Source organism: Rhodococcus sp. ACPA1, from assembly GCF_002300195.1.
In the GTDB taxonomy this organism is placed as follows: domain Bacteria; phylum Actinomycetota; class Actinomycetes; order Mycobacteriales; family Mycobacteriaceae; genus Rhodococcus_F; species Rhodococcus_F opacus.
Window position 1 is genome coordinate 715,754 of sequence record NZ_NSDX01000004.1, and the last position, 19,074, is coordinate 734,827.

Below are 19,074 nucleotides of genomic sequence, written 5' to 3' on the forward strand. Positions count from 1 at the left end.
GGACGGGGTGCGACGCATGGATTCCTTCTGGACGATCTTCTGGCTCGGTGCCATCGCCTTCGCGTTCCTGGCGTATCTCCTGCTGCTGTTCGCGATCAGCGCCGACCTGTTCCGCGACGACCGGACATCGGGGTGGATGAAGGCGTTCTGGGTGTGTTTCCTGCTCCTCGTTCCGTTCGTGTCGGCACTGATCTACGTGATCCTGAAAAGCGACGGCATTGCCGAACGATCGAGTACCACCACCCTAATTCAGTCTCGGGGCGCCGACCCGGACGCAGGGTGAGGTCGGTACGCCGTCCGCCACAGTCGAACCCAGTCGAACGCCGGTGCAGCGGGACGCACCCCGGGCCTCGCCCTGGGCACCCGCACCCGCAAGGCGTCCGGTTCGATGGAGCACCGCACCGGAGTGCGGAGCAGGAGTGATTCGCCGTCGACTCCCACGGGGATCTCCGGTGTGTCGGCGTCTACGATCATCTCCATCGGTGTTTCCTGCGTCAGGCCGCGTACATTGGTGCGGCGCAGCAGACCGACCGCCTGTCTGGTGTTCGCCACCGACAGGGTGACCGCGCCGAGGACGCCGCGATCGAGACGGTCCCGGCGGCTCAGTCCCGCCAGATCACTGTTGCCGTAGGGATTGTTGCTCACCAGGACCGCCTGCGGCCCCTCCACGGCAGTCTCACCGATCCGCGCTACCAATCGAGGCCCGGCGTGCCCGGTGAGCAGATCGGGGAGCAGCGTCAGCACTGTCGCGGCCTTGTCGTCGCGGTATGCGGGACTGCGCACGATCTCGGCGTAGACCCCGAACGAGGCATTGTTGACGAAGGTTCGACCGTTGATGGTGCCGAGGTCGACGCGCAACTCGACACCGTCCCGGAGTGCGTCCAGCGATCGGGTCGGATCGGCGCGGTCGAGTCCGAGATCCATCGCGAAATGGTTGCGGGTTCCGGCACTGATCACGAGGAACGGCAGGTGGTGTTCGGCCGCGACCGCCGCCACGAGCGCCTGGGTCCCGTCTCCGCCCGCCACTCCCAGCAGATCGGCCCCTTTCGCGACGGCCTGCTGGGCCAGTGCGGTGACGTCGACGGTGGCCGGCCCTTCGAGCAGCACGACGTCGGCGCCCAGTTCTTCGGCTCTGCGCTTCAGGTCGAATTTCGCGACCTTCCCGCCACCGGAATGCGGATTCATGATCAGGAAAGGGTGCTGCGCGGGCGGGGCAGGGTATTCGGGCATGGTCGTCTCCGCACGTCTGCCACGCAAAGCGGCGCGGGCGCAGACGACGGCCAGCAGAGCGAGCACGTACGCGAGCAGCACCACCCACAGCAGGTGCGCGCGGATGAACAGCGTCAGCACGACGATCGGCGCGACGATCGCCACGCCCAGGGAGATCCACCTGAGTACTCCGCGCCGGGTGAGGAACCAGTACAACGCCGCCACCGTGACCACGACGCCACCGGTCCCCACGATGAGCAACGCCACGGTGCCCAGCACCCCGGCGAACAGGATGGGCACCGCCGCCGCACCGGCGGCGAACACGAACGCCACACGGGCCCACCACCGCCGGCCACGGTCGCCGGTATCGGGGATGCCTGATCTGTTCACGTGACTACCCCCTCGACGGCGGCGCGTACTTCCTCACAACGGTCCGACTTCCCGTCGTCATTCCATCTTCCGCCGTGCGCAGAGGCGATCGCAGCACATTGCACGTCTTGGGCTGCGGGTCTTCGCCGGCCGTCATGGGCCGGTTCCCGATAGGTCGCGTGCGCGCGGTCCCGTCGAAATATCCCGCCAGCCGACGAGCACCGTGTGCACGGCCTCGGCCCCGTGCAGCGGGTCGGGCGGTGCGGGCAGGTCGGCGGGGTAGATGAGGAACGGAGTGCTCTGCGGTCCGCCCATTCCGCCGTGTGAGCCGACCTGCTCCTCGAACGCCGCGACCTCGTCGGTGTCGGGCCAGTACGTGCCACCGACCATGATGTCGGCAACGTTGTCGAAGGTGTCGGTGCGTCGCACCTTGGCCAGCGCGTCAGGGCCCATCACCGCGAGCGGATTCTCGCCGGTGACCTCGCCGGTCTTCAGGTCGACCTGTCCGTGGGGCCCGAGCACCACGGACCCGCCCGGGGCGGCAACGAGCAGGAAACCGACCCCGGGATGCTCGCGCAGCCCGGTGAGCAGCCCGGGATGGGCAGCCTCGATGGCATTGACATCGGCGCGGCCGGGCAGGTGCGGGAAGTAGACCAGACCGAGATTGCCCGAGCCGAGCACAATCGGCTCGCCTGCGGAGGCGTGCGCCTCCTCGCCGGCCGTCGGCGAGTGCACGCTGGCCGCGGCGTAGCCGCGCCCCTCCGCCCCGGGCTGGTGGGAGACATCGGATTCGCGCTCGTACCAGTGGCGCTTCACCGCGACCGGTTCGCGCTGTGCGGCAAGCCGGATGACCAACTGCCCCAGAGTTTCCCCGTAGCGTTGCAGGAAGGTCGCGCCCTGGCTCTGCCCGTGATCGGACAGCACGACGACGCGGTAGGGCCGATCGGCCTGCTCCACCACGGCGAGCACCATCTCGACGACGTCGTCGAGTTTGGTCAGCACCGCCAGGGTCTCCGGCCGGGAAATTCCCGAGTGGTGCGACACCTCGTCATAACCGATCAGGTCGACGTAGACGACACTGCGCCCCTTGATCAGATCGCCGACCACCGCGGCGGCGGCGACGTCGGTGGCGAGCACGGTCGCGAACGCCCGCACGAACGGATAGACCCCGCCGCGCGGCACCCGCGGCTGGATGTCCTTTCGCTTCTGCCGCAGTGACTGGCGTAGCTCCCGTTGCAGTTCCGCGAACATCCGGATGAACGTGCGCAGCGCGCTCGCCGGGTCGGCGAAATAGTCGCTGTAGCCCGCACCGCCCCCGAGGCGGGCACCGCGCATGCGACTGACGACGAGCACGTTGTCCTGCGCGCCGCCGGTGAACAGGTTGCCGCGGCTCGCGCCGTCGTGCGCCAGCAGGCCGGGGATGTCCGTTCGTTCGAGTTCGCGCTGCTCGTTGTCGGCCGGGTTGCTGAACACCGAAATGTGCTCGGTCGTCTTGTCGTACCAGCGAAACGCCGGCACGTTGTGGTTGGAACCGTGCAGCACGCCCAGCTGGGTCGCACCCGTCTGACTGCTCCAGTCGGTGTGCCACGGCACCAGCCGGTGAGTCTCGCGCACCAACTTCGCCAGCCCGGGCGTGACGCCGTCGGCGATCGCGCGGCGCAGCACGTCGTAACCGAGGCCGTCGATCTGGATACACAACAGCCCCGGGGACGCGTCGACGAGCGCGGCGTTGCGACGCAACCGAAACCGCTGTCGGCGCACCTGCATCAGTCGGTACGCGGTATCGGAGCGGGACGCGATCGCGCCCGAAATCACGGAGGTGAACAACGAGAGCAGCGCCGCGAGGTAGAACGCATCGCGCGGCTGGTCCACCGACGCGACCGGTACCAGGTACAGCGTCAACAGCATGATCACACCGCCTGCGAGGAACACCCCGACGAACAGCAGCACCGGGCCGATCCACGACATGAACCGCATCATCACCGGCCACAGCGCGGCGTTGAGCAGGCCGAACACCAATGCGAGCACCAGCGCGGCCGGGAGCGTAGGTAGCGGAGCGAAGCTCGATTGGTCCAGGACGATGCCGCGGAGGATGCGGTCGAGCACGATGATCGCGAGCGCCGACGACCCCCAGAGCACGAAGAACTCGACGAGCACCCGCACCACGCCGCCCACCGTGCGCATCGCACCGCCTTTCGTCATCTGGAATCGTAAGGGTGTGAACGCAACGCCGTGGTCGGATGCCACCGCATCCGGGGTGCGCTGGCTCGGACATGCCAGCGCGCTGATCGTGGACCGCGGGACGGTCGTCCTGACCGATCCGGTGCTGACCGACCGCGTCGCGCACCTACGTCGTCGCCGAGGGCCCGCGCCGACCGGGCCGCACGTGCGTAACCCGGACGCCGTCCTGCTCTCGCACCTGCACGCCGACCACACCCACCTGCCGTCGCTGCGGCTGCTCGATCCGGACGTCCCGATCGTGGCCCCGTGGCGGGCGATCGACGGCCTGCCCGCGCTGCGCCAGTTCGCCGACCGCCTGGTGCTGCTGCGACCCGGCGACGAGACAAGGATCGGCAAGGTCACGGTGCGCGCCGTCCCCGCCCGACACGACGGCCGGCGCTGGCGGCGCGGCCCGGAGCTCGCGCCCGCGATCGGGTACGTCGTCGAGGGGGACCGGCGGACCTATTTTGCCGGTGACACCGACCTGTACCCGGACCTCGCCGACCACGTCGGCCCCGTGGACCTCGCGCTGCTACCCGTCGGGGGCTGGGGTCCGACACTCGGCAAGGGTCACCTCGACCCGTCTCGGGCCGCGGTCGTCGCGCGTCTGGTGGAGGCGGGACTGGCGGTGCCGATCCACTACGGCACACTGTGGCCGGTCGGCCTCGACGCCGTGCGCCCCCGGTTGTTCTTCGGTCCGGGCGCCGAGTTCGTCCACCACGCCGAGCGGGCGGGTGTCGTTGCGGTGGAGTTGCATCCGGGTGACGAACTCGGCATGTGAACTCGGTTGCCCTGAAACCCTGCCGATCGACGGGTAATTGCACTCCGGAGCACAAAGACGACCAATGTGCTCTGGTCGGCTCCTCGATCGGCGGAAACTGGAAGATGGTGTTCCGGGCGGTCCCGACCTGGGACCCCGAACGGATCCGAGCGCAGCCGACGACGAGAAACGGGCGGTGACGGTGGCCGAGGACGGCGTGCGAAGTCTCTCCCGACGTGCGCGGGTGCGTGTGCTGGTGCCGGCGGTACTGCGCCCGGTGTGCGCCACGGTGGTGCTGGTGAGCGCATATTTCCTGCTGCCCTTCACCACGGTGGACAACCTGCGCACCGTGTCCATGGTGGTCGGTGGTCTCGCTGTGGTCTGCGCGGTGTACGTCTGGCAGATCCGCAGGGTGCTGCGTGCCGAGTACCCGGTCGCGCAGGCAGTAGAGGCGTTGGCCGTCACCGTGGGGGTCTACCTCGTCGCCTACGCGACGACGTACTTTCTGCTCTCGTACTCGGGGCCGGACAACTTCGACGAAGCGCTGACCCGCCTCGACGCCCTCTATTTCACCTTGACGGTGTTCGCCACGGTCGGGTTCGGTGACATCGTGGCCACCACGGAGGCCGCGCGGGCGGTGGTGTCGGCACAGATCATCGGCAATCTGATCCTGATCTCGTTGGGCATCCGTGTGCTGACAGCCTCGGTTCGCTGGCGGCGGAAGCCCTAGAGCGTCTCCTCGTAGCCCGGCTTCCATGTCGCGACAGCCCAGATCACGAACACGTCCAGCACGATCATCACGACCGACCACCACGGGTAGTGGGGCAGCCAGAGGAAATTGGCGAGGAGGGAGAGAGCACAGATCACCATGGCGCCGACACGGGCCCATGTCGCCCCGGTGAACAACATGACACCGACGGCTGCAACGATCACACCGAGCACCAGGTGAATCCAGCCCCACGCGGTCGTGTCGAACTGGTAAATGTACTCGGGACCAGCGACGACGAGGTCGTCCTGCATGAGCGCCGAGACGCCCGAGAGCACATGGAGAATTCCGATAGTGAGCAAAACTATCGCCGCCACCATGGACGTCGCGGCCGCGACCCCCTGCTTGACCAACGACTCGTCGGACATCGCGATCCCCTTCCCGGACATACATTGGCCTGCAAATATTTTCCGTCGCCGCGTAGAGCGAGGTCAATACGCGTACGTCCGGGCATCTTCCAGACAAAGGGTGAACCGACGGGGGATACTTACTTACGCCAGTTCATTTCGTACGGTGACGAAAGAGGAACGGTCATGTCCGATGAATCGCTGGTCAAGCAAGGTGTAGCAAAGGGAACGTCGATGGGCGGGGCGGTTCTTCTCGTCACCGTCGGCGTGCTCGAATTCTTCCAGGGGATCTCCGCGATAGCCAAGGACGACGTGATCGTCGTCGGCATCGAGTACACCTACCAATTCGACGTCACTACATGGGGATGGATTCATCTCGTGCTCGGCGTGATCGTTGCGGCCGTCGGTGTGGCACTGTTCACCGGGGCCACCTGGGCACGTGTCGGCGCGATGGTGCTGTGCGCCTTGTCGATCCTCGTCAACTTCCTGTGGCTGCCCTACTACCCCGTGTGGGCAATCACGATCATCGCGCTGAACGCCGTCGTGATCTGGGCGGTCGCCACCTGGAACCCCGAAGTGATCTGATCCGCAATGGAAGACGGCACGAGCACCGGCCCACTCGACAAGGACGAACGCACCGAACTCCTCCGGTTGCGCGACGAGGTGGCAACGCTGCGCGGACAGGCCGCGGGCGCCGCCGCCGGTGTTCCGGCAGAACCGGTCGCCCGCCCACCCCGGAACGGATTGCGCTGGACGGCCGTCACGATTCTGCTGGTCCTGGTCGCCGTTCTCGCACTCGCGTCGGTCACCGCACGCTTCACGAGAAGTCAGATCCTCGACACCGACCGCTACGTGAGCACGGTCGCCCCCCTCGGTGCGAATCCGGCCCTCCAGGCGGACATCACGAACCAGATCACCGACGAGATCTTCACTCGAGTCGACGTCGAGGGGCTCACCAAGGACGCACTCGAAGCACTGACCGACGTCTCGAATCTCGCAGCGAACGCTCCCCGGCTGGACGCGGCCGTGATCGGCCTCGCACCGGTGATCACGAGCCAGGCAAAGAACTTCGTCCACGACACCGTCAGCTCACTCGTGCAGTCCCAGCAGTTCGAGGACCTCTGGATCCAGGCGAACCGTTCGGCGCACAACGCGCTCGTGGCGGTGATGACGGGGAACTACGGTCTCAGCTCGGTGGAGGTCGACCAGAGCGGCACCGTCAGCATTTCTCTGGGCACCGTCATCGAGAATGTGAAGGCCGCGCTGACCGAGCGTGGTTTCGCGTTCGCCGACAAGATCCCCGCGGTCGACAAGCAATTCGTGCTGTTCCAGTCCCCCGAACTGGTGAAGGCGCAGCGCGCCGTCAATGCCCTCGACAAGGCGTCGGCGATCCTGCCGTGGCTGGGAATCGCCTGCGCCGCCGCCGCGGTCGCCGTCGCCCCCACCGGCCGACGGCTGCGCGCGCTCTCCCTCGCCGGCCTGTCCATCGCCCTGGGAATGCTCGTCCTCGCGATCGGGATTCTCGTCGGACGCGCCATCTACCTCGACAGCGTCCCACCCGACATCCTGTCGCCCGACGCGGCGGCAGCGGTCATCGACACCGTCCTGGTACCGCTGCGGACGAGCCTGCGTGCGGTCGCCGTCCTCGGTCTGGTGATCGCGATCGGCGCCTTCCTCGTCGGCGGATCGGCGTCCGCGACCGCAGTGCGTCGCGGCTATGGGCAGGCACTGGACTTCGCCCGCAAGTCCGGCGCCGGCCGACCGCCGAACGAAGTGGAACGGTGGGCCAACCAGCTTCGGGTTCCGCTGCGCTGCGCCATCATCGGCGTCGCGGCTCTGCTGCTGATGTTCTGGCGCTACCCCACCGGACTGGTCGTATTGTGGATCGTATTCATTGCCCTCCTCGCGCTGGCGGCACTCGAACTGCTCATCCGCCCGGCCCGCACGGCCACCGCGCAGGACGACGGGACGAAGGAGGACTCGGGATCTACGCCGGTGCCTTCGTCTTGAGCGCCTGACCCCGAAACGTTCTGCGATACGCCGACGGTGGGACGCCGAGCACGGCGCCCATGTGCTGACGCAGTGACACCGCCGTCCCGAAGCCGACCTCGCGGGCGATGACGTCGACGGACAGGTCGGTGGTCTCGAGGAGTTGCCGCGCGCGGTCGACCCGGTGAGTGATCAGCCAGCGGTTCGGGGTGGTGCCGACCTCTTCACCGAACCGCCGCGTGAACGTGCGGACACTCATGTTCGAGTGCGCGGCCATTCGGTTCAGCGTCAGTGACTCACCCAGCCGATCCAGCGCCCAGTCCCGGGTGGCCGCGGTGGACTCGGCCGTGGTCTCCGGGATCGGCCGCTCGATGTACTGCGCCTGCCCGCCGTCGCGCCACGGTGGGACGACGCATCGGCGCGCCACCTGATTGGCGACGTCGGAGCCGTGGTCGCGGCGCACGATGTGGAGGCAGAGGTCGAGTCCGGCCGCGACGCCTGCCGACGTGAGGATGTGCCCCTCGTCGACGAACAGCACGTCGGGATCGACCCGGACCTGCGGATAGGTGCGCTGGAAGTGTTCGGCGTTGCGCCAGTGTGTGGTGGCGCGCAGACCGTCGAGAAGCCCCGCCGCGGCGAGGATGTAGGAGCCGGTGCAGATGGAGACGTAGCGCGTGCCGGGCCGGACGAAGGCGAGGGCCGCCTCCAGGTTCGCGGGCAGACGCCCGTCGTCGTAGGCCGGGCCGAGTTCGTAGGACGCGGGGATCACGACCGTGTCGGCCTCGGCCAACAATTCGGGCCCGTGATCGACGGACACCGAGAAATCGGCGTCCGAACGCACGGGCCGTCCATCGGCCGTGCAGGTCTGCACGTCGTACAGCGGATTCCCGTCGGCGTCGTGCGCTCGGCCGAAGACCCGCGACGGAATGCCGAGTTCGAACGGGATCACCCCGTCCAGGGCGAGCACGACCACCCGATGGCGTTCGACCATGGCCAGATTCTTTCGCATGTTGTCATTCTGGCAGCTTTCCCAGGGCGGGGCACACCCACCAGACTTGCCTGGTGACTTCCGAGATCGCGCCGCCCGGCCCGCCCGCGCCGCTCACCGACACGCGCCCGCCGCGCCTCCACTACGCCTGGCTGGTCGCCGCCGTCGCGTTCCTCGCCCTCGTGGGGGCCGCCAGCTTCCGGGCGGCGCCCTCGATCCTGATCGACCCCCTGCACGAGGACTTCGGCTGGTCGCGGGCGAGCATTTCCTCCGCCGTGTCGATCAACCTGGTGCTGTACGGACTGACCTCGCCGTTCGCGGCGGCACTCATGGAACGCTTCGGCATGCGGCGGGTGGTCACCGCGGCGCTGGTCCTGGTGTCCGCCGGCAGCGGACTGACCGTCTTCATGACCGCCACCTGGCAACTCGTGCTGATGTGGGGCGTGCTCGTCGGGCTGGGCACCGGGTCGATGGCGCTCGCCTTCGTGGCCACCGTCGTCGACCGCTGGTTCGTCGCCCGCCGCGGCCTCGTCACCGGCATCCTCACCGCGGGCAGCGCCGCCGGACAGCTGGTGTTCCTGCCGATCCTCGCGATGGTCGCCGAGCACTACGACTGGCAGACCGTGGCGCTGACGGTGTCGTTCGCGGCCCTCGCCGTCGTGCCGCTGGTCCTCGTGTTCCTGCGCAACCGGCCGTCCGACGTCGGGACGGTGCCGTACGGCGCCGGACCCGACTACGTCGCGGAACCACCCGCCCCGACCGGTCGCGGCGGCGCGGCGGGCCGGGCCGTGACGGTGCTGGTGTCGGCGGCGCGGACCCGGGTGTTCTGGCTGCTGGCCGGTACGTTCGCCATCTGCGGGGCGAGCACCAACGGACTCGTCGGAACCCACTTCGTTCCGGCCGCGCACGACCACGGCATGCCGGTGACGGCGGCGGCGAGCCTGCTGGCGGTGATCGGGATCTTCGACGTGATCGGCACCATCGCGTCGGGGTGGTTCACCGACCGGTTCGATTCACGCAAGCTCCTCGGCATCTACTACCTACTGCGCGGGATCTCGCTGATGCTGCTGCCGATCCTGTTCGCGAACACGGTGCACCCGCCGATGATCGCGTTCGTCATCTTCTACGGACTCGACTGGGTTGCGACCGTACCCCCGACGGTTGCTTTGTGCCGCAAACACTTCGGCGGCGACGCACCCATCGTGTTCGGCTGGGTGCTGGCGTCGCACCAGATCGGCGCCGGCATCGTGGCGTTCCTCGCGGGATTCGTGCGCGACCAGTTCGGTGGATACGACTCCGCGTTCTACGTCGCGGGCGGACTGTGCGCGATCGCCGCCGTGATGTCTCTGGCCATCGTCGCGAAACCCCGCAAGGTGGCGGCCGAGCTCGGTTGACCTCCGCCGAAACCACTCCCCCGGGCGGCCCCGGTTCCTAAGATCGATATATGGCAGCTCAGCGTGCGTCGGACGAGGTCATTGACCGCTCCAAGATCGAGAATCGGGCTCCGTCGGTAGCCGCATTGTTCGTGGATCGGGTGGCCCACTCACCCAACCGCGAAGCGTTCCGATACGTCGACGCGGCGGACCCGAAGAAGTGGTCCAGCGTCACCTGGTCCGAGGCGGGCGACCGTGTGCGCAACCTCGCGGCCGGACTCATCGTCCTCGGCGTGCAGGCCGAGCAGCGGGTGGCGCTGGCTTCCGCCACCCGCTACGAATGGGTGCTCGCCGACCTGGCCGTCATGTGCGCCGGCGCCGCCACCACCACGGTGTATCCCACCACCACGGCCGGCGACGTCGCCTACATCGTCGCCAACTCCGGCAGCCGCGTCGTCTTCGCCGAGGACGACGTACAGCTCGCCAAGCTGCGGGAGAACCGCGGCGAACTCGGCGACGTCGAGAAGGTCGTCCTCATCGACGGCAGTCCCGGAGACGACGACTGGGTGATCACGTTCGACCAGCTGCACGACCTCGGCGAGGAACTGCTCGCCGAGACCCCCGACGCCGTGCACGACCGGATCGAGGCGATCGGCCCCGACGACCTCGCCACCCTGATCTACACGTCCGGCACCACGGGCAGGCCCAAGGGTGTGCGGCTCTCGCACTCGGCGTGGACGTACGTGGCGGCCGCGATCGACGCCACCGGCATCCTCGACGCCGACGACCTGCAATACCTGTGGCTCCCGCTGTCCCACGTGTTCGGGAAGGTCCTGCTCACCCTGCCGTTGCAGATCGGTTTCGCGACGGCGGTCGACGGGCGCGTCGACAAGATCGTCGAGAATCTCGCGGTGGTCAAACCGACGTTCATGGGCGCGGCACCCCGCATCTTCGAGAAGGCGTACGCGCGGATCGTCTCCACCGTGCGCGAGGAAGGTGGAGTGAAGGAGAAGATCTTCGACTGGGCCATCGGCGTCGGACTGCGGGTGTCGAAGGCCAAGCAGGCGGGCAAGAGTCCCTCGATGCTCGACTCCGTCCAGCACGCCGTCGCGGATCGGCTGGTGTACAGCACGATTCGCGAACGGTTCGGTGGCCGCCTGAAGTTCTTCATCTCCGGCTCCGCGGCGCTCAATCGTGATGTCGCGCAATGGTTCGACGCCGTCGGCATCGTCGTCCTCGAAGGGTACGGACTGTCCGAGACCAGTGCCGCATCGTTCGTCAACCGCCCGTCGGCCTACCGGTTCGGCACCGTCGGCTGGGCCATCCCGGGCACCGAGACCCGGATCGGCGACGACGGCGAGATCCTCATCAAGGGTCCCGGCGTCATGAGCGGATACCACGAGAACCCCGAAGCCACAGCCGAAGCGCTCACCGACGACGGCTGGTTCCGCACCGGCGACATCGGCGAAATGGACGAGGCCGGCTACCTGCGGATCACCGACCGCAAGAAGGACATGTTCAAGACGTCCAACGGCAAATACGTCGCACCCTCCGCGGTGGCGGCCACGTTCAAGGGCATCTGCCCCTACGTCGGTGAACTCATCGTCGACGGCGAAGGGAAGTCGTACTGCGTCGCCCTGATCTCCCTCGACGCGGAATCGATCGGCGAATGGGCGAAGAATCACGACCTGGGCGGCAAATCGTTCGCCGAGATCGCGAACGCCCAAGAGACCCGCAACCTGATCGGCGGTTACGTCGAAGAACTCAACGCCGGACTGAACCGGTGGGAGCAGATCAAGAAGTTCCGCATCCTCGACCGGGAACTCACCGTCGAGAACGGCGAGATCACACCGAGCATGAAGCTCAAGCGCAAGGTCGTGATGACCAATTTCTCCGACGAACTCGAAGATCTCTACAACTGAGTTGACCCTCACGCGACGTCAGGCTGCACGGTAGAGGACGTGAGCGAGAAACACACGGTCGGCGTGGTCGCCAGGCTGGTCGGAGTGAGCGTGCGCACTCTGCACCACTACGACGAGATCGGCCTGGTCACGCCGTCCGACCGCACATCCGGTGGGTACCGCAGCTATTCGGACGCCGACGTGGAACGTCTGCACCGCGTGCTGACGTACCGCGAACTGGGTTTCCCCCTCGAGGAGATCGCAGCCCTCCTCGACGACCCGGACGTCGATGCCCTCGCGCATCTACGGCGACAGCACGCGTTGCTGAGCGAACGGATCGATCGCTTACACGAGATGGCTGCTGCCGTGGAGAAGATGATGGAGGCGAAAAGCATGGGCATTCAGCTCACCCCCGAAGAGCAGAACGAAATCTTCGGCGACAACTGGCCGGGCGAGGAGTACGCCGCCGAGGCCGAAGAGCGCTGGGGCGACACCGACGCGTGGAAGCAGTCCCAGCAGCGGTCCGCGAAGATGAGCAAGGAGGACTGGAAGCGAATCAAGGCCGAGGGAGACGCATTCGAGGCGTCGCTCGCGCAGGCGATGGCCGACGGTGTCGAACCCGGATCCGATCGGGCCAACGCCCTCGCCGAGGAACACCGCGCCGGCATCGAACGGTTCTACGACTGCGATCACGCAATGCAGGTGAACCTCGCCGAGATGTACCTCGCCGACGACCGCTTTCGCCGGCACTACGACGACGTCGCCCCCGGTCTGGCGCAGTACGTCCGGGACGTCATCGTCGCGAATGCGGAGCAGCAGTAGCGGGAACGGAGCGAACTCGACGACGCACCGTCGTCGAGTTCGCTCCGTTTGTCAGCACTATCCTGAAACCATGTCCGATGCGCAGCGTCCCAGCCCCAGTCAGTACGTCGGGTATCTGTTCGGTCGCACGCTGCCGGATTCGATGCAGGACTGGGTCCGCAACGACCTCGTCGGGCCGGGAGCCTCGGTGCGGTACGTCCTCCGTTTCATGCTTCCCGTCGTCGCGGTGCTGGCGTTGTTCCTCCTCATCCCCGGTCCGATCTGGATTCCGCTGGCGATGATGGCCCTTCTGCTGCTCCCGCTGCTCTACTTTGCGGTCGCGCTGATGAACATCTACCGTCGCCACCGTCTGCTCAGTCACGGCCTCGATCCGGACCTCCTCAATGCGAAGGCGCAGCGTCGCGCCGACCGCACGCGCGAGGACTACGAGCGCCGCCACGGCCGCACCGAGGACCAGTAGCAGCAGCGTGATGCATCACACCCTCGCCGCGAGAGTGATGCAGCGCACGTGAACGATCGATAAGTAATGCGTTAAAGTGGCGGCGTCCGAGTGGGTAATCCCACGAACCGCGTACCCCACAGGGTGCAGCGCTGGTTCCGACAGCCTCGACGGGAAGAGCAGTCATAGATGACAGTCACAGATTCGGCGGTCACGCCCGATATTCACACGACGGCGGGAAAGCTCGCCGACCTGCGTAATCGTCAGGCCGAGGCGCAGCACCCGAGCGGTGAAGCCGCGGTCGAAAAGGTCCACGCCAAAGGCAAGCTCACCGCCCGCGAACGCATCACCGCACTGCTCGACGACGGCAGCTTCGTCGAACTCGACGCCCTCGCCCGGCACCGCTCGGTGAACTTCGGCCTCGCCGACAACCGCCCCGTCGGCGACGGCGTCGTCACCGGCTACGGCACCGTCGACGGCCGCGACGTCTGCGTGTTCTCCCAGGACGCCACCGTCTTCGGCGGCTCCCTCGGCGAAATCTACGGCGAAAAAATCGTCAAGGTCATGGACCTCGCCCTCAAGACCGGCCGCCCCCTGATCGGCATCAACGAAGGCGCCGGCGCCCGCATCCAGGAAGGCGTCGTCTCCCTCGGCCTGTACGGCGAAATCTTCCACCGCAACGTCCAGGCCTCCGGCGTCATCCCGCAGATCTCCCTGATCATGGGCCCCGCCGCCGGCGGCCACGTCTACTCCCCCGCCCTGACCGACTTCGTCGTCATGGTCGACCAGACCTCCCAGATGTTCGTCACCGGCCCCGACGTCATCAAAACCGTCACCGGCGAAGACGTCACCATGGAAGACCTCGGCGGCGCGCACACCCACATGGTCAAGTCCGGCGTCGCCCACTACGTCGCCTCCGGCGAACAGGACGCCCTCGACTACGTCAAGGACCTGCTGTCCTACCTACCCAGCAACAATCAGGCCGCGGCCCCCCGGATGCTGCCCACCGACCCGATCACCGGGTCCATCGAAGACTCCCTCACCGCCGAGGACCTCGAACTCGACACCCTCATCCCGGACTCGGCGAACCAGCCCTACGACATGCACGAGGTCATCCGCCGCATCCTCGACGACGACGAATTCCTCGAGGTCCAGGCCGAACGGGCCGGCAACATCGTCGTCGGCTTCGGCCGCGTCGACGGCCGCTCCGTCGGGATCGTCGCCAACCAGCCCACCGTGTTCGCCGGCTGCCTCGACATCGACGCCTCCGAAAAAGCCGCCCGCTTCGTGCGCACCTGCGACGCATTCAACGTCCCCATCATCACCCTCGTCGACGTCCCGGGCTTCCTGCCCGGCACCGACCAGGAATACAACGGCATCATCCGCCGCGGCGCGAAACTGCTCTACGCCTACGGGGAGGCCACCGTCGGGAAGATCACCGTCATCACCCGCAAGGCCTACGGCGGCGCCTACGACGTGATGGGCTCCAAGCACATGGGCGCCGACCTCAACCTGGCCTGGCCCACCGCCCAGATCGCCGTCATGGGCGCGTCCGGCGCCGTCGGATTCGTCTACCGCAAACGCCTCCTCGAGGCCGCCAAGAACGGCGACGACGTCGACGCGCTGCGCCTGCAACTGCAACAGGAATACGAGGACACCCTCGTCAACCCGTACGTCGCCGCCGAACGCGGCTACGTCGACGCCGTCATCCCCCCGTCCCACACCCGCGGACAGATCGTGGCCGCCCTGCGCCTGCTCGAACGCAAAATGGTCACCCTCCCGCCCAAGAAGCATGGGAACATCCCCCTATGACCGCGGAATTGGTGGTCGACGAGGTGCTCGACGAGATCGCGCTGGGCGCCGGCATCGCCGAGGAGCCGCCGGCGGCGCCGGCCGTGACGTTCACAGGCAACCCGAGCGACACGGACATCGCCGCGGTGCTCGCAGTGTTCGCTGCGATCGCCTCGTCCGGTTCCGCGGCGGAAGCGCCCGCGTCCGATAACGATTCGTGGGGCACTCCCGCCCTCATTCTGCGTCGGCAAGTAGCCGCCGCTGCCGTCCTGGTCAACGCAGGCTACTGAAACTGTAGAAAAGGGAAGACATTTCGATGAGTAGTGCACGTATTTCCAAGGTGCTCGTCGCGAACCGCGGTGAGATTGCAGTGCGGGTGATCCGGGCCGCAGCCGATGCCGGCCTGGCCAGCGTCGCCGTCTACGCCGAACCCGACGCCGACGCCCCGTTCGTGCGCCTGGCCGACGAAGCATTCGCCCTCGGCGGGCAGACCTCCGCCGAGTCCTACCTGGTGTTCGACAAAATTTTGGACGCCGCCCGCAAGTCCGGCGCCGACGCCATCCACCCCGGCTACGGCTTCCTCTCCGAAAACGCCGACTTCGCCCAGGCCGTGATCGACGCCGGCCTGATCTGGATCGGCCCCTCCCCGCAATCGATCCGCGACCTCGGCGACAAGGTCACCGCCCGGCACATCGCCGAAAAGGCCAAGGCCCCGATGGCCGCCGGCACCAAGGACCCGGTCAAAAACGCCGACGAGGTCGTCGCCTTCGCCCAGGAATACGGGGTCCCCGTCGCCATCAAGGCCGCGTTCGGCGGCGGCGGCCGCGGCATGAAGGTCGCCCACACCATCGAGGAAATCCCCGAACTGTTCGACTCCGCCACCCGCGAGGCCGTCGCCGCGTTCGGCCGCGGCGAATGCTTCGTCGAACAGTATCTGGACAAGGCCCGCCACGTCGAAGCCCAGGTCATCGCCGACCAGCACGGCAACGTCATCGTCGCCGGCACCCGCGACTGCTCCCTGCAACGCCGCTTCCAGAAACTCGTCGAGGAGGCCCCCGCCCCGTTCCTCACCGACGACCAACGCCACCGCATCCACACCTCCGCCAAGGCCATCTGCAAGGAGGCCGGCTACTACGGCGCCGGCACCGTCGAATACCTGGTCCAGGGCGACACCGTCTCCTTCCTCGAGGTCAACACCCGCCTGCAGGTCGAACACCCCGTCACCGAGGAAACCGCCGGCCTCGACCTGGTCCTGCAGCAGTTCAAGATCGCCAACGGCGAACACCTCGACCTCACCGAGGACCCCACCCCCCGCGGGCACTCCTTCGAATTCCGCATCAACGGCGAGGACGCCGGCCGCGGCTTCCTGCCCGCCCCCGGCCCGGTCACCAAGTTCGTCCCGCCCACCGGCCCCGGTGTGCGGATGGACTCCGGCGTCGAAACCGGCAGCGTGATCGGCGGCCAGTTCGACTCCATGCTCGCCAAACTGATCGTCACCGGCGCCACCCGCGACGAGGCCCTGGCCCGCGCCCGCCGCGCCCTCGCCGAATTCCAGGTCGAAGGACTGGCCACGGTCATCCCGTTCCACCGGGCCATCGTCTCCGACCCCGCCTTCATCGGCGACGGCACCTCCTTCGACGTCTACACCAAGTGGATCGAAACCGAATGGGACAACCAGGTCGAACCGTTCACCGGTAACCAGCCGATCGACGAGGACGAGACCGGGCCCCGGCAGAACGTCGTCGTCGAGGTCGGCGGCCGCCGCGTCGAGGTGTCCCTGCCCGGACAGTTCACCCTCGGCACCGGCGCCGGTGCCGCACCCGGGGCGGTCCGCAAGAAGCCCAAGGCCCGCACCCGCGGCGGCGCCCACGGCGGCGCCGCCTCCGGTGACGCCGTCACCGCCCCCATGCAGGGCACCGTCGTCAAGGTCGCCGTCGAAGAAGGCCAGCAAGTCGCCGAGGGCGACCTCATCGCCGTCCTCGAGGCCATGAAGATGGAAAACCCCGTCAACGCCCACAAGGCCGGCACCGTCACCGGCCTCGCCGTCGAACCCGGCGCCGCCATCACCCAGGGCACCGTCCTTGCTGAGTTGAAATAGCTTGTGAGTACTTGTCAACCGCCCGCGGTTGACAAGTACTCACGGGTGGCGGCCGTGCATGGCGGCCGTCACCCGCGCCGCGGCGTCGCGGACCAATTCACCGATCTCCGCCGTGCGCACACCCGACATCGGCCGGGACGCGTCGGCGACACACAGCACGACCGCGGGTTGACCGTCACGGTCGAATGCCGCGGCATTGATCGACAGCGGCTGGTAGCTGCCCTCAGGGTCGATGTCACCGACCACGGCATCCGCCGACAACAGTGTGCGCGCCTCTCGCAGCGCGACGGTCGAGCGATGCCCGCCCACACCGCGACCGCGGAGTTCCGACACGGCATCCGCAAGCGAATGCTGTTGCTGATCCATGCATTCCATCGCGTATCCGCGCTCCCGGACGAGCGCGAGGGCCGGCTCGTACGTCGCCCGCAGCACGTCCACCTCGACACCCAGATTCTGCCCGCCGAGCGCATACCATTCCTCGCGCTGCTCCGGCGGATACCAGGCCGCGATCCCCGAACCGATGGGCGGCGCGAGCAGCACCTTGTCGCCGAGCCGCAGGCCCAGGGTTCCGCGTCGACCCCCCACCGGCTGCACCACCTCGGCGACCACCACGTCGCTTCCCGATTGCACGAACGCGATGGACGCCATGTCCGACGCGTCGGCCAGTTCGTGCATCACCGACCGCGCGAGGTCGACGACGTCCGTGGCCGTCGTCGCTGCACGTCCGATGGGGATGAGCGCGGGGCCGAGACGGTAGGTCTTGCGGGTGGGGTGCCGGATGAGCCACCCCGCCTCGGTCAGGGCCACGACCATCGGGTAGCAGGTCGCCTTCGCAACACCCAGGTGCCTGGCGATGTCGGCGAGGCTGCGGGGCGTCTCCGGTTCGTCAGCGAGGAGTTCCGTCAGCATCACGATCCGGTCGGTCTGCGGTGAATTTCGCGCCATGTGTTTGCATAATGCCACTCTGGCGTCGCACTGTGAACGGCGTTACAGTCGAATCGTCTGAACGATCGCTAAATTACGTGGACCTCCGTCACAGCCGCTGCAGGAAGTGAAACCCATGAAACGCTTCGATCTACGTCGCCGGACCGACCGACTCGATCCCGAGACGCAGTACGAAGAGATCGCTCGCATTCTCGCCACGCAGGAATTTCCCTGGGACATCAACCAGGCCCTCAGCTTCGCACTGTTCCGGACGTACGCCGTGCCGACCATCGGGCGGTTGCTGTTCGAGACGGGTGAATTCACCGAACGCGTGCAGAAGCGCTACGACGACACCGGCCTGATCCTCGACGCCGTCCTCGAACACGGCCTCACCAGCGATCCCGGTCGCGCCGGGATCCGCCGGATGAACCAGATGCACGGCTCCTACGACATCTCCAACGACGACATGCGGTACGTGCTGTCGACGTTCGTGGTGACCCCGGTGCGCTGGATCGACGACTTCGGCTGGCGGAAACTCACCCGCAACGAGATCGTCGGATCGACCAACTACTACCGTGCGCTCGGCAAGTACATGGGCATCAAGCAGATTCCCGAGACGTTCGAGGCGTTCGAGAAATTCCTCGACGACTACGAGCGTGAACACTTCCTCTTCGACGAGGGTGGCCGCGCCGTCGCCGACTCGACGCTCGCACTCCTCTGCACGTTCCCGCCGAACAACCTCGCGCCCGCCGCCCTGATCAAGCGATTCTCCTGGGCGCTCATGGACGATCCGCTTCTCGACGCGTTCGCCTACCGGAGGCCGTCCCGCCTCGCGCGAACTCTGTCGCGGGGTGCGCTGAAGGCCCGCGCCCGCCTCGTCCGGTTCTACCCCGTGCGCACGGTGCCCAAGTTCGCCCGCGACCTCCCCAACATTCGCAGCTACCCGACCGGGTACGAAGTGGAGAAACTGGGCACCTTCCCCAGAACCTGCCCGGTACAGCACACCAACGGTACGGTCGCGCGGGAAAACACCGCATCCTGAACCGCTTTGGAGGTGTGATCGACGGAAAGCCGTGTG

At 67.3% G+C, this 19,074-nt stretch carries 18 protein-coding genes; 13 read left to right on the forward strand and 5 right to left on the reverse strand.

Features of this window, described 5'->3' with window-relative positions; all coding sequences use genetic code 11:
• The first annotated feature begins 16 nt into the window (after positions 1–16).
• Positions 17–283: a PLDc N-terminal domain-containing protein gene (locus CJ177_RS21260; protein ID WP_095868527.1), complete on the forward strand. Its 267-nt coding sequence runs from the start codon at positions 17–19 to the stop codon at positions 281–283.
• On the opposite strand, the gene CJ177_RS21265 is transcribed toward CJ177_RS21260, so the two are convergent.
• Positions 250–1,599 (reverse strand): diacylglycerol kinase family protein, encoded by a 1,350-nt coding sequence (locus tag CJ177_RS21265; protein ID WP_095868528.1) that lies wholly within the window; start codon positions 1,597–1,599, stop codon positions 250–252. The two genes, CJ177_RS21260 and CJ177_RS21265, sit on opposite strands and share 34 nt — an antisense overlap.
• Positions 1,600–1,731: 132 nt before the next feature.
• Entirely contained in the window at positions 1,732–3,762 is a 2,031-nt protein-coding gene (locus tag CJ177_RS21270) for a phage holin family protein (RefSeq protein ID WP_025431573.1), read from the reverse strand.
• 34 nt (positions 3,763–3,796) lie between these two features.
• Here CJ177_RS21270 and CJ177_RS21275 point away from each other — a divergent pair, with 34 nt between their 5' ends.
• Together CJ177_RS21275 and CJ177_RS21280 are read left to right on the forward strand one after the other, a co-directional pair.
• Positions 3,797–4,579: an MBL fold metallo-hydrolase gene (locus CJ177_RS21275; protein WP_005237970.1), complete on the forward strand. Its 783-nt coding sequence runs from the start codon at positions 3,797–3,799 to the stop codon at positions 4,577–4,579.
• 175 nt (positions 4,580–4,754) lie between these two features.
• Positions 4,755–5,288, forward strand: coding sequence for a potassium channel family protein (locus CJ177_RS21280; protein WP_025431572.1), 534 nt, complete (start codon positions 4,755–4,757; stop codon positions 5,286–5,288).
• On the opposite strand, the gene CJ177_RS21285 is transcribed toward CJ177_RS21280, so the two are convergent.
• The gene (locus CJ177_RS21285; RefSeq protein ID WP_025431571.1) at positions 5,285–5,692 is read right to left on the reverse strand and encodes a hypothetical protein; all 408 of its coding nucleotides are present in this window, start codon (positions 5,690–5,692) and stop codon (positions 5,285–5,287) included. The two genes, CJ177_RS21280 and CJ177_RS21285, sit on opposite strands and share 4 nt — an antisense overlap.
• Positions 5,693–5,857: 165 nt before the next feature.
• On the opposite strand from CJ177_RS21285, the gene CJ177_RS21290 reads away from it, so the two are divergent.
• Positions 5,858–6,256: a hypothetical protein gene (locus CJ177_RS21290; RefSeq protein ID WP_005237978.1), complete on the forward strand. Its 399-nt coding sequence runs from the start codon at positions 5,858–5,860 to the stop codon at positions 6,254–6,256.
• A 6-nt stretch (positions 6,257–6,262) separates the two neighbouring features.
• Positions 6,263–7,681 (forward strand): hypothetical protein, encoded by a 1,419-nt coding sequence (locus CJ177_RS21295; RefSeq protein ID WP_025431570.1) that lies wholly within the window; start codon positions 6,263–6,265, stop codon positions 7,679–7,681.
• Here the strand turns inward: CJ177_RS21295 and CJ177_RS21300 are convergent.
• Entirely contained in the window at positions 7,659–8,651 is a 993-nt protein-coding gene (locus CJ177_RS21300; RefSeq protein WP_061044316.1) for a GlxA family transcriptional regulator, read from the reverse strand. The genes CJ177_RS21295 and CJ177_RS21300 overlap by 23 nt on opposite strands.
• A gap of 71 nt (positions 8,652–8,722) precedes the next feature.
• Between CJ177_RS21300 and CJ177_RS21305 the strand changes: the two genes are divergently transcribed.
• The 7 genes from CJ177_RS21305 to CJ177_RS21335 all read left to right on the forward strand — a co-directional run bounded on the left by CJ177_RS21305 (position 8,723) and on the right by CJ177_RS21335 (position 17,072).
• Positions 8,723–10,042, forward strand: a complete 1,320-nt coding sequence (locus tag CJ177_RS21305) for an MFS transporter (RefSeq protein WP_061044303.1) — start codon at positions 8,723–8,725, stop codon at positions 10,040–10,042.
• A gap of 50 nt (positions 10,043–10,092) precedes the next feature.
• Positions 10,093–11,943, forward strand: a complete 1,851-nt coding sequence (locus CJ177_RS21310) for a long-chain fatty acid--CoA ligase (protein WP_095868529.1) — start codon at positions 10,093–10,095, stop codon at positions 11,941–11,943.
• 39 nt (positions 11,944–11,982) lie between these two features.
• A complete protein-coding gene (locus CJ177_RS21315; protein ID WP_005238003.1) occupies positions 11,983–12,744 on the forward strand; it encodes a MerR family transcriptional regulator in 762 nt (253 codons plus the stop codon).
• A 70-nt stretch (positions 12,745–12,814) separates the two neighbouring features.
• Entirely contained in the window at positions 12,815–13,204 is a 390-nt protein-coding gene (locus tag CJ177_RS21320) for a DUF5313 family protein (RefSeq protein WP_005238004.1), read from the forward strand.
• A gap of 168 nt (positions 13,205–13,372) precedes the next feature.
• Complete coding sequence (locus CJ177_RS21325; RefSeq protein ID WP_095868530.1) at positions 13,373–14,995, forward strand: acyl-CoA carboxylase subunit beta; 1,623 nt, start codon at positions 13,373–13,375, stop codon at positions 14,993–14,995.
• Complete coding sequence (locus CJ177_RS21330; RefSeq protein ID WP_095868531.1) at positions 14,992–15,264, forward strand: acyl-CoA carboxylase epsilon subunit; 273 nt, start codon at positions 14,992–14,994, stop codon at positions 15,262–15,264. The genes CJ177_RS21325 and CJ177_RS21330 overlap by 4 nt, the downstream gene beginning before the upstream one ends.
• 26 nt (positions 15,265–15,290) lie before the next feature.
• Complete coding sequence (locus CJ177_RS21335) at positions 15,291–17,072, forward strand: acetyl/propionyl/methylcrotonyl-CoA carboxylase subunit alpha (protein WP_095868532.1); 1,782 nt, start codon at positions 15,291–15,293, stop codon at positions 17,070–17,072.
• A gap of 39 nt (positions 17,073–17,111) precedes the next feature.
• On the opposite strand, the gene CJ177_RS21340 is transcribed toward CJ177_RS21335, so the two are convergent.
• Positions 17,112–18,017, reverse strand: a complete 906-nt coding sequence (locus tag CJ177_RS21340; RefSeq protein ID WP_025431566.1) for an IclR family transcriptional regulator — start codon at positions 18,015–18,017, stop codon at positions 17,112–17,114.
• 115 nt (positions 18,018–18,132) lie between these two features.
• On the opposite strand from CJ177_RS21340, the gene CJ177_RS21345 reads away from it, so the two are divergent.
• Positions 18,133–19,038, forward strand: a complete 906-nt coding sequence (locus tag CJ177_RS21345; protein WP_025431565.1) for an oxygenase MpaB family protein — start codon at positions 18,133–18,135, stop codon at positions 19,036–19,038.
• Positions 19,039–19,074 lie beyond the last annotated feature (36 nt).

Excerpts from the sequence above, each read along its gene's own strand:
- CJ177_RS21260 (WP_095868527.1), top strand. The coding sequence starts at position 17 with ATGGATTCCTTCTGGACGATCTTCTGGCTCGGTGCCATCGCCTTCGCG.
- CJ177_RS21270 (WP_025431573.1), bottom strand. The coding sequence starts at position 3,762 with ATGCGCACGGTGGGCGGCGTGGTGCGGGTGCTCGTCGAGTTCTTCGTG.
- CJ177_RS21285 (WP_025431571.1), bottom strand. The coding sequence starts at position 5,692 with ATGTCCGACGAGTCGTTGGTCAAGCAGGGGGTCGCGGCCGCGACGTCC.
- CJ177_RS21290 (WP_005237978.1), top strand. The coding sequence starts at position 5,858 with ATGTCCGATGAATCGCTGGTCAAGCAAGGTGTAGCAAAGGGAACGTCG.
- CJ177_RS21295 (WP_025431570.1), top strand. The coding sequence starts at position 6,263 with ATGGAAGACGGCACGAGCACCGGCCCACTCGACAAGGACGAACGCACC.
- CJ177_RS21300 (WP_061044316.1), bottom strand. The coding sequence starts at position 8,651 with ATGGTCGAACGCCATCGGGTGGTCGTGCTCGCCCTGGACGGGGTGATC.
- CJ177_RS21310 (WP_095868529.1), top strand. The coding sequence starts at position 10,093 with ATGGCAGCTCAGCGTGCGTCGGACGAGGTCATTGACCGCTCCAAGATC.
- CJ177_RS21320 (WP_005238004.1), top strand. The coding sequence starts at position 12,815 with ATGTCCGATGCGCAGCGTCCCAGCCCCAGTCAGTACGTCGGGTATCTG.
- CJ177_RS21325 (WP_095868530.1), top strand. The coding sequence starts at position 13,373 with ATGACAGTCACAGATTCGGCGGTCACGCCCGATATTCACACGACGGCG.
- CJ177_RS21330 (WP_095868531.1), top strand. The coding sequence starts at position 14,992 with ATGACCGCGGAATTGGTGGTCGACGAGGTGCTCGACGAGATCGCGCTG.
- CJ177_RS21335 (WP_095868532.1), top strand. The coding sequence starts at position 15,291 with ATGAGTAGTGCACGTATTTCCAAGGTGCTCGTCGCGAACCGCGGTGAG.
- CJ177_RS21340 (WP_025431566.1), bottom strand. The coding sequence starts at position 18,017 with ATGGCGCGAAATTCACCGCAGACCGACCGGATCGTGATGCTGACGGAA.
- CJ177_RS21345 (WP_025431565.1), top strand. The coding sequence starts at position 18,133 with ATGAAACGCTTCGATCTACGTCGCCGGACCGACCGACTCGATCCCGAG.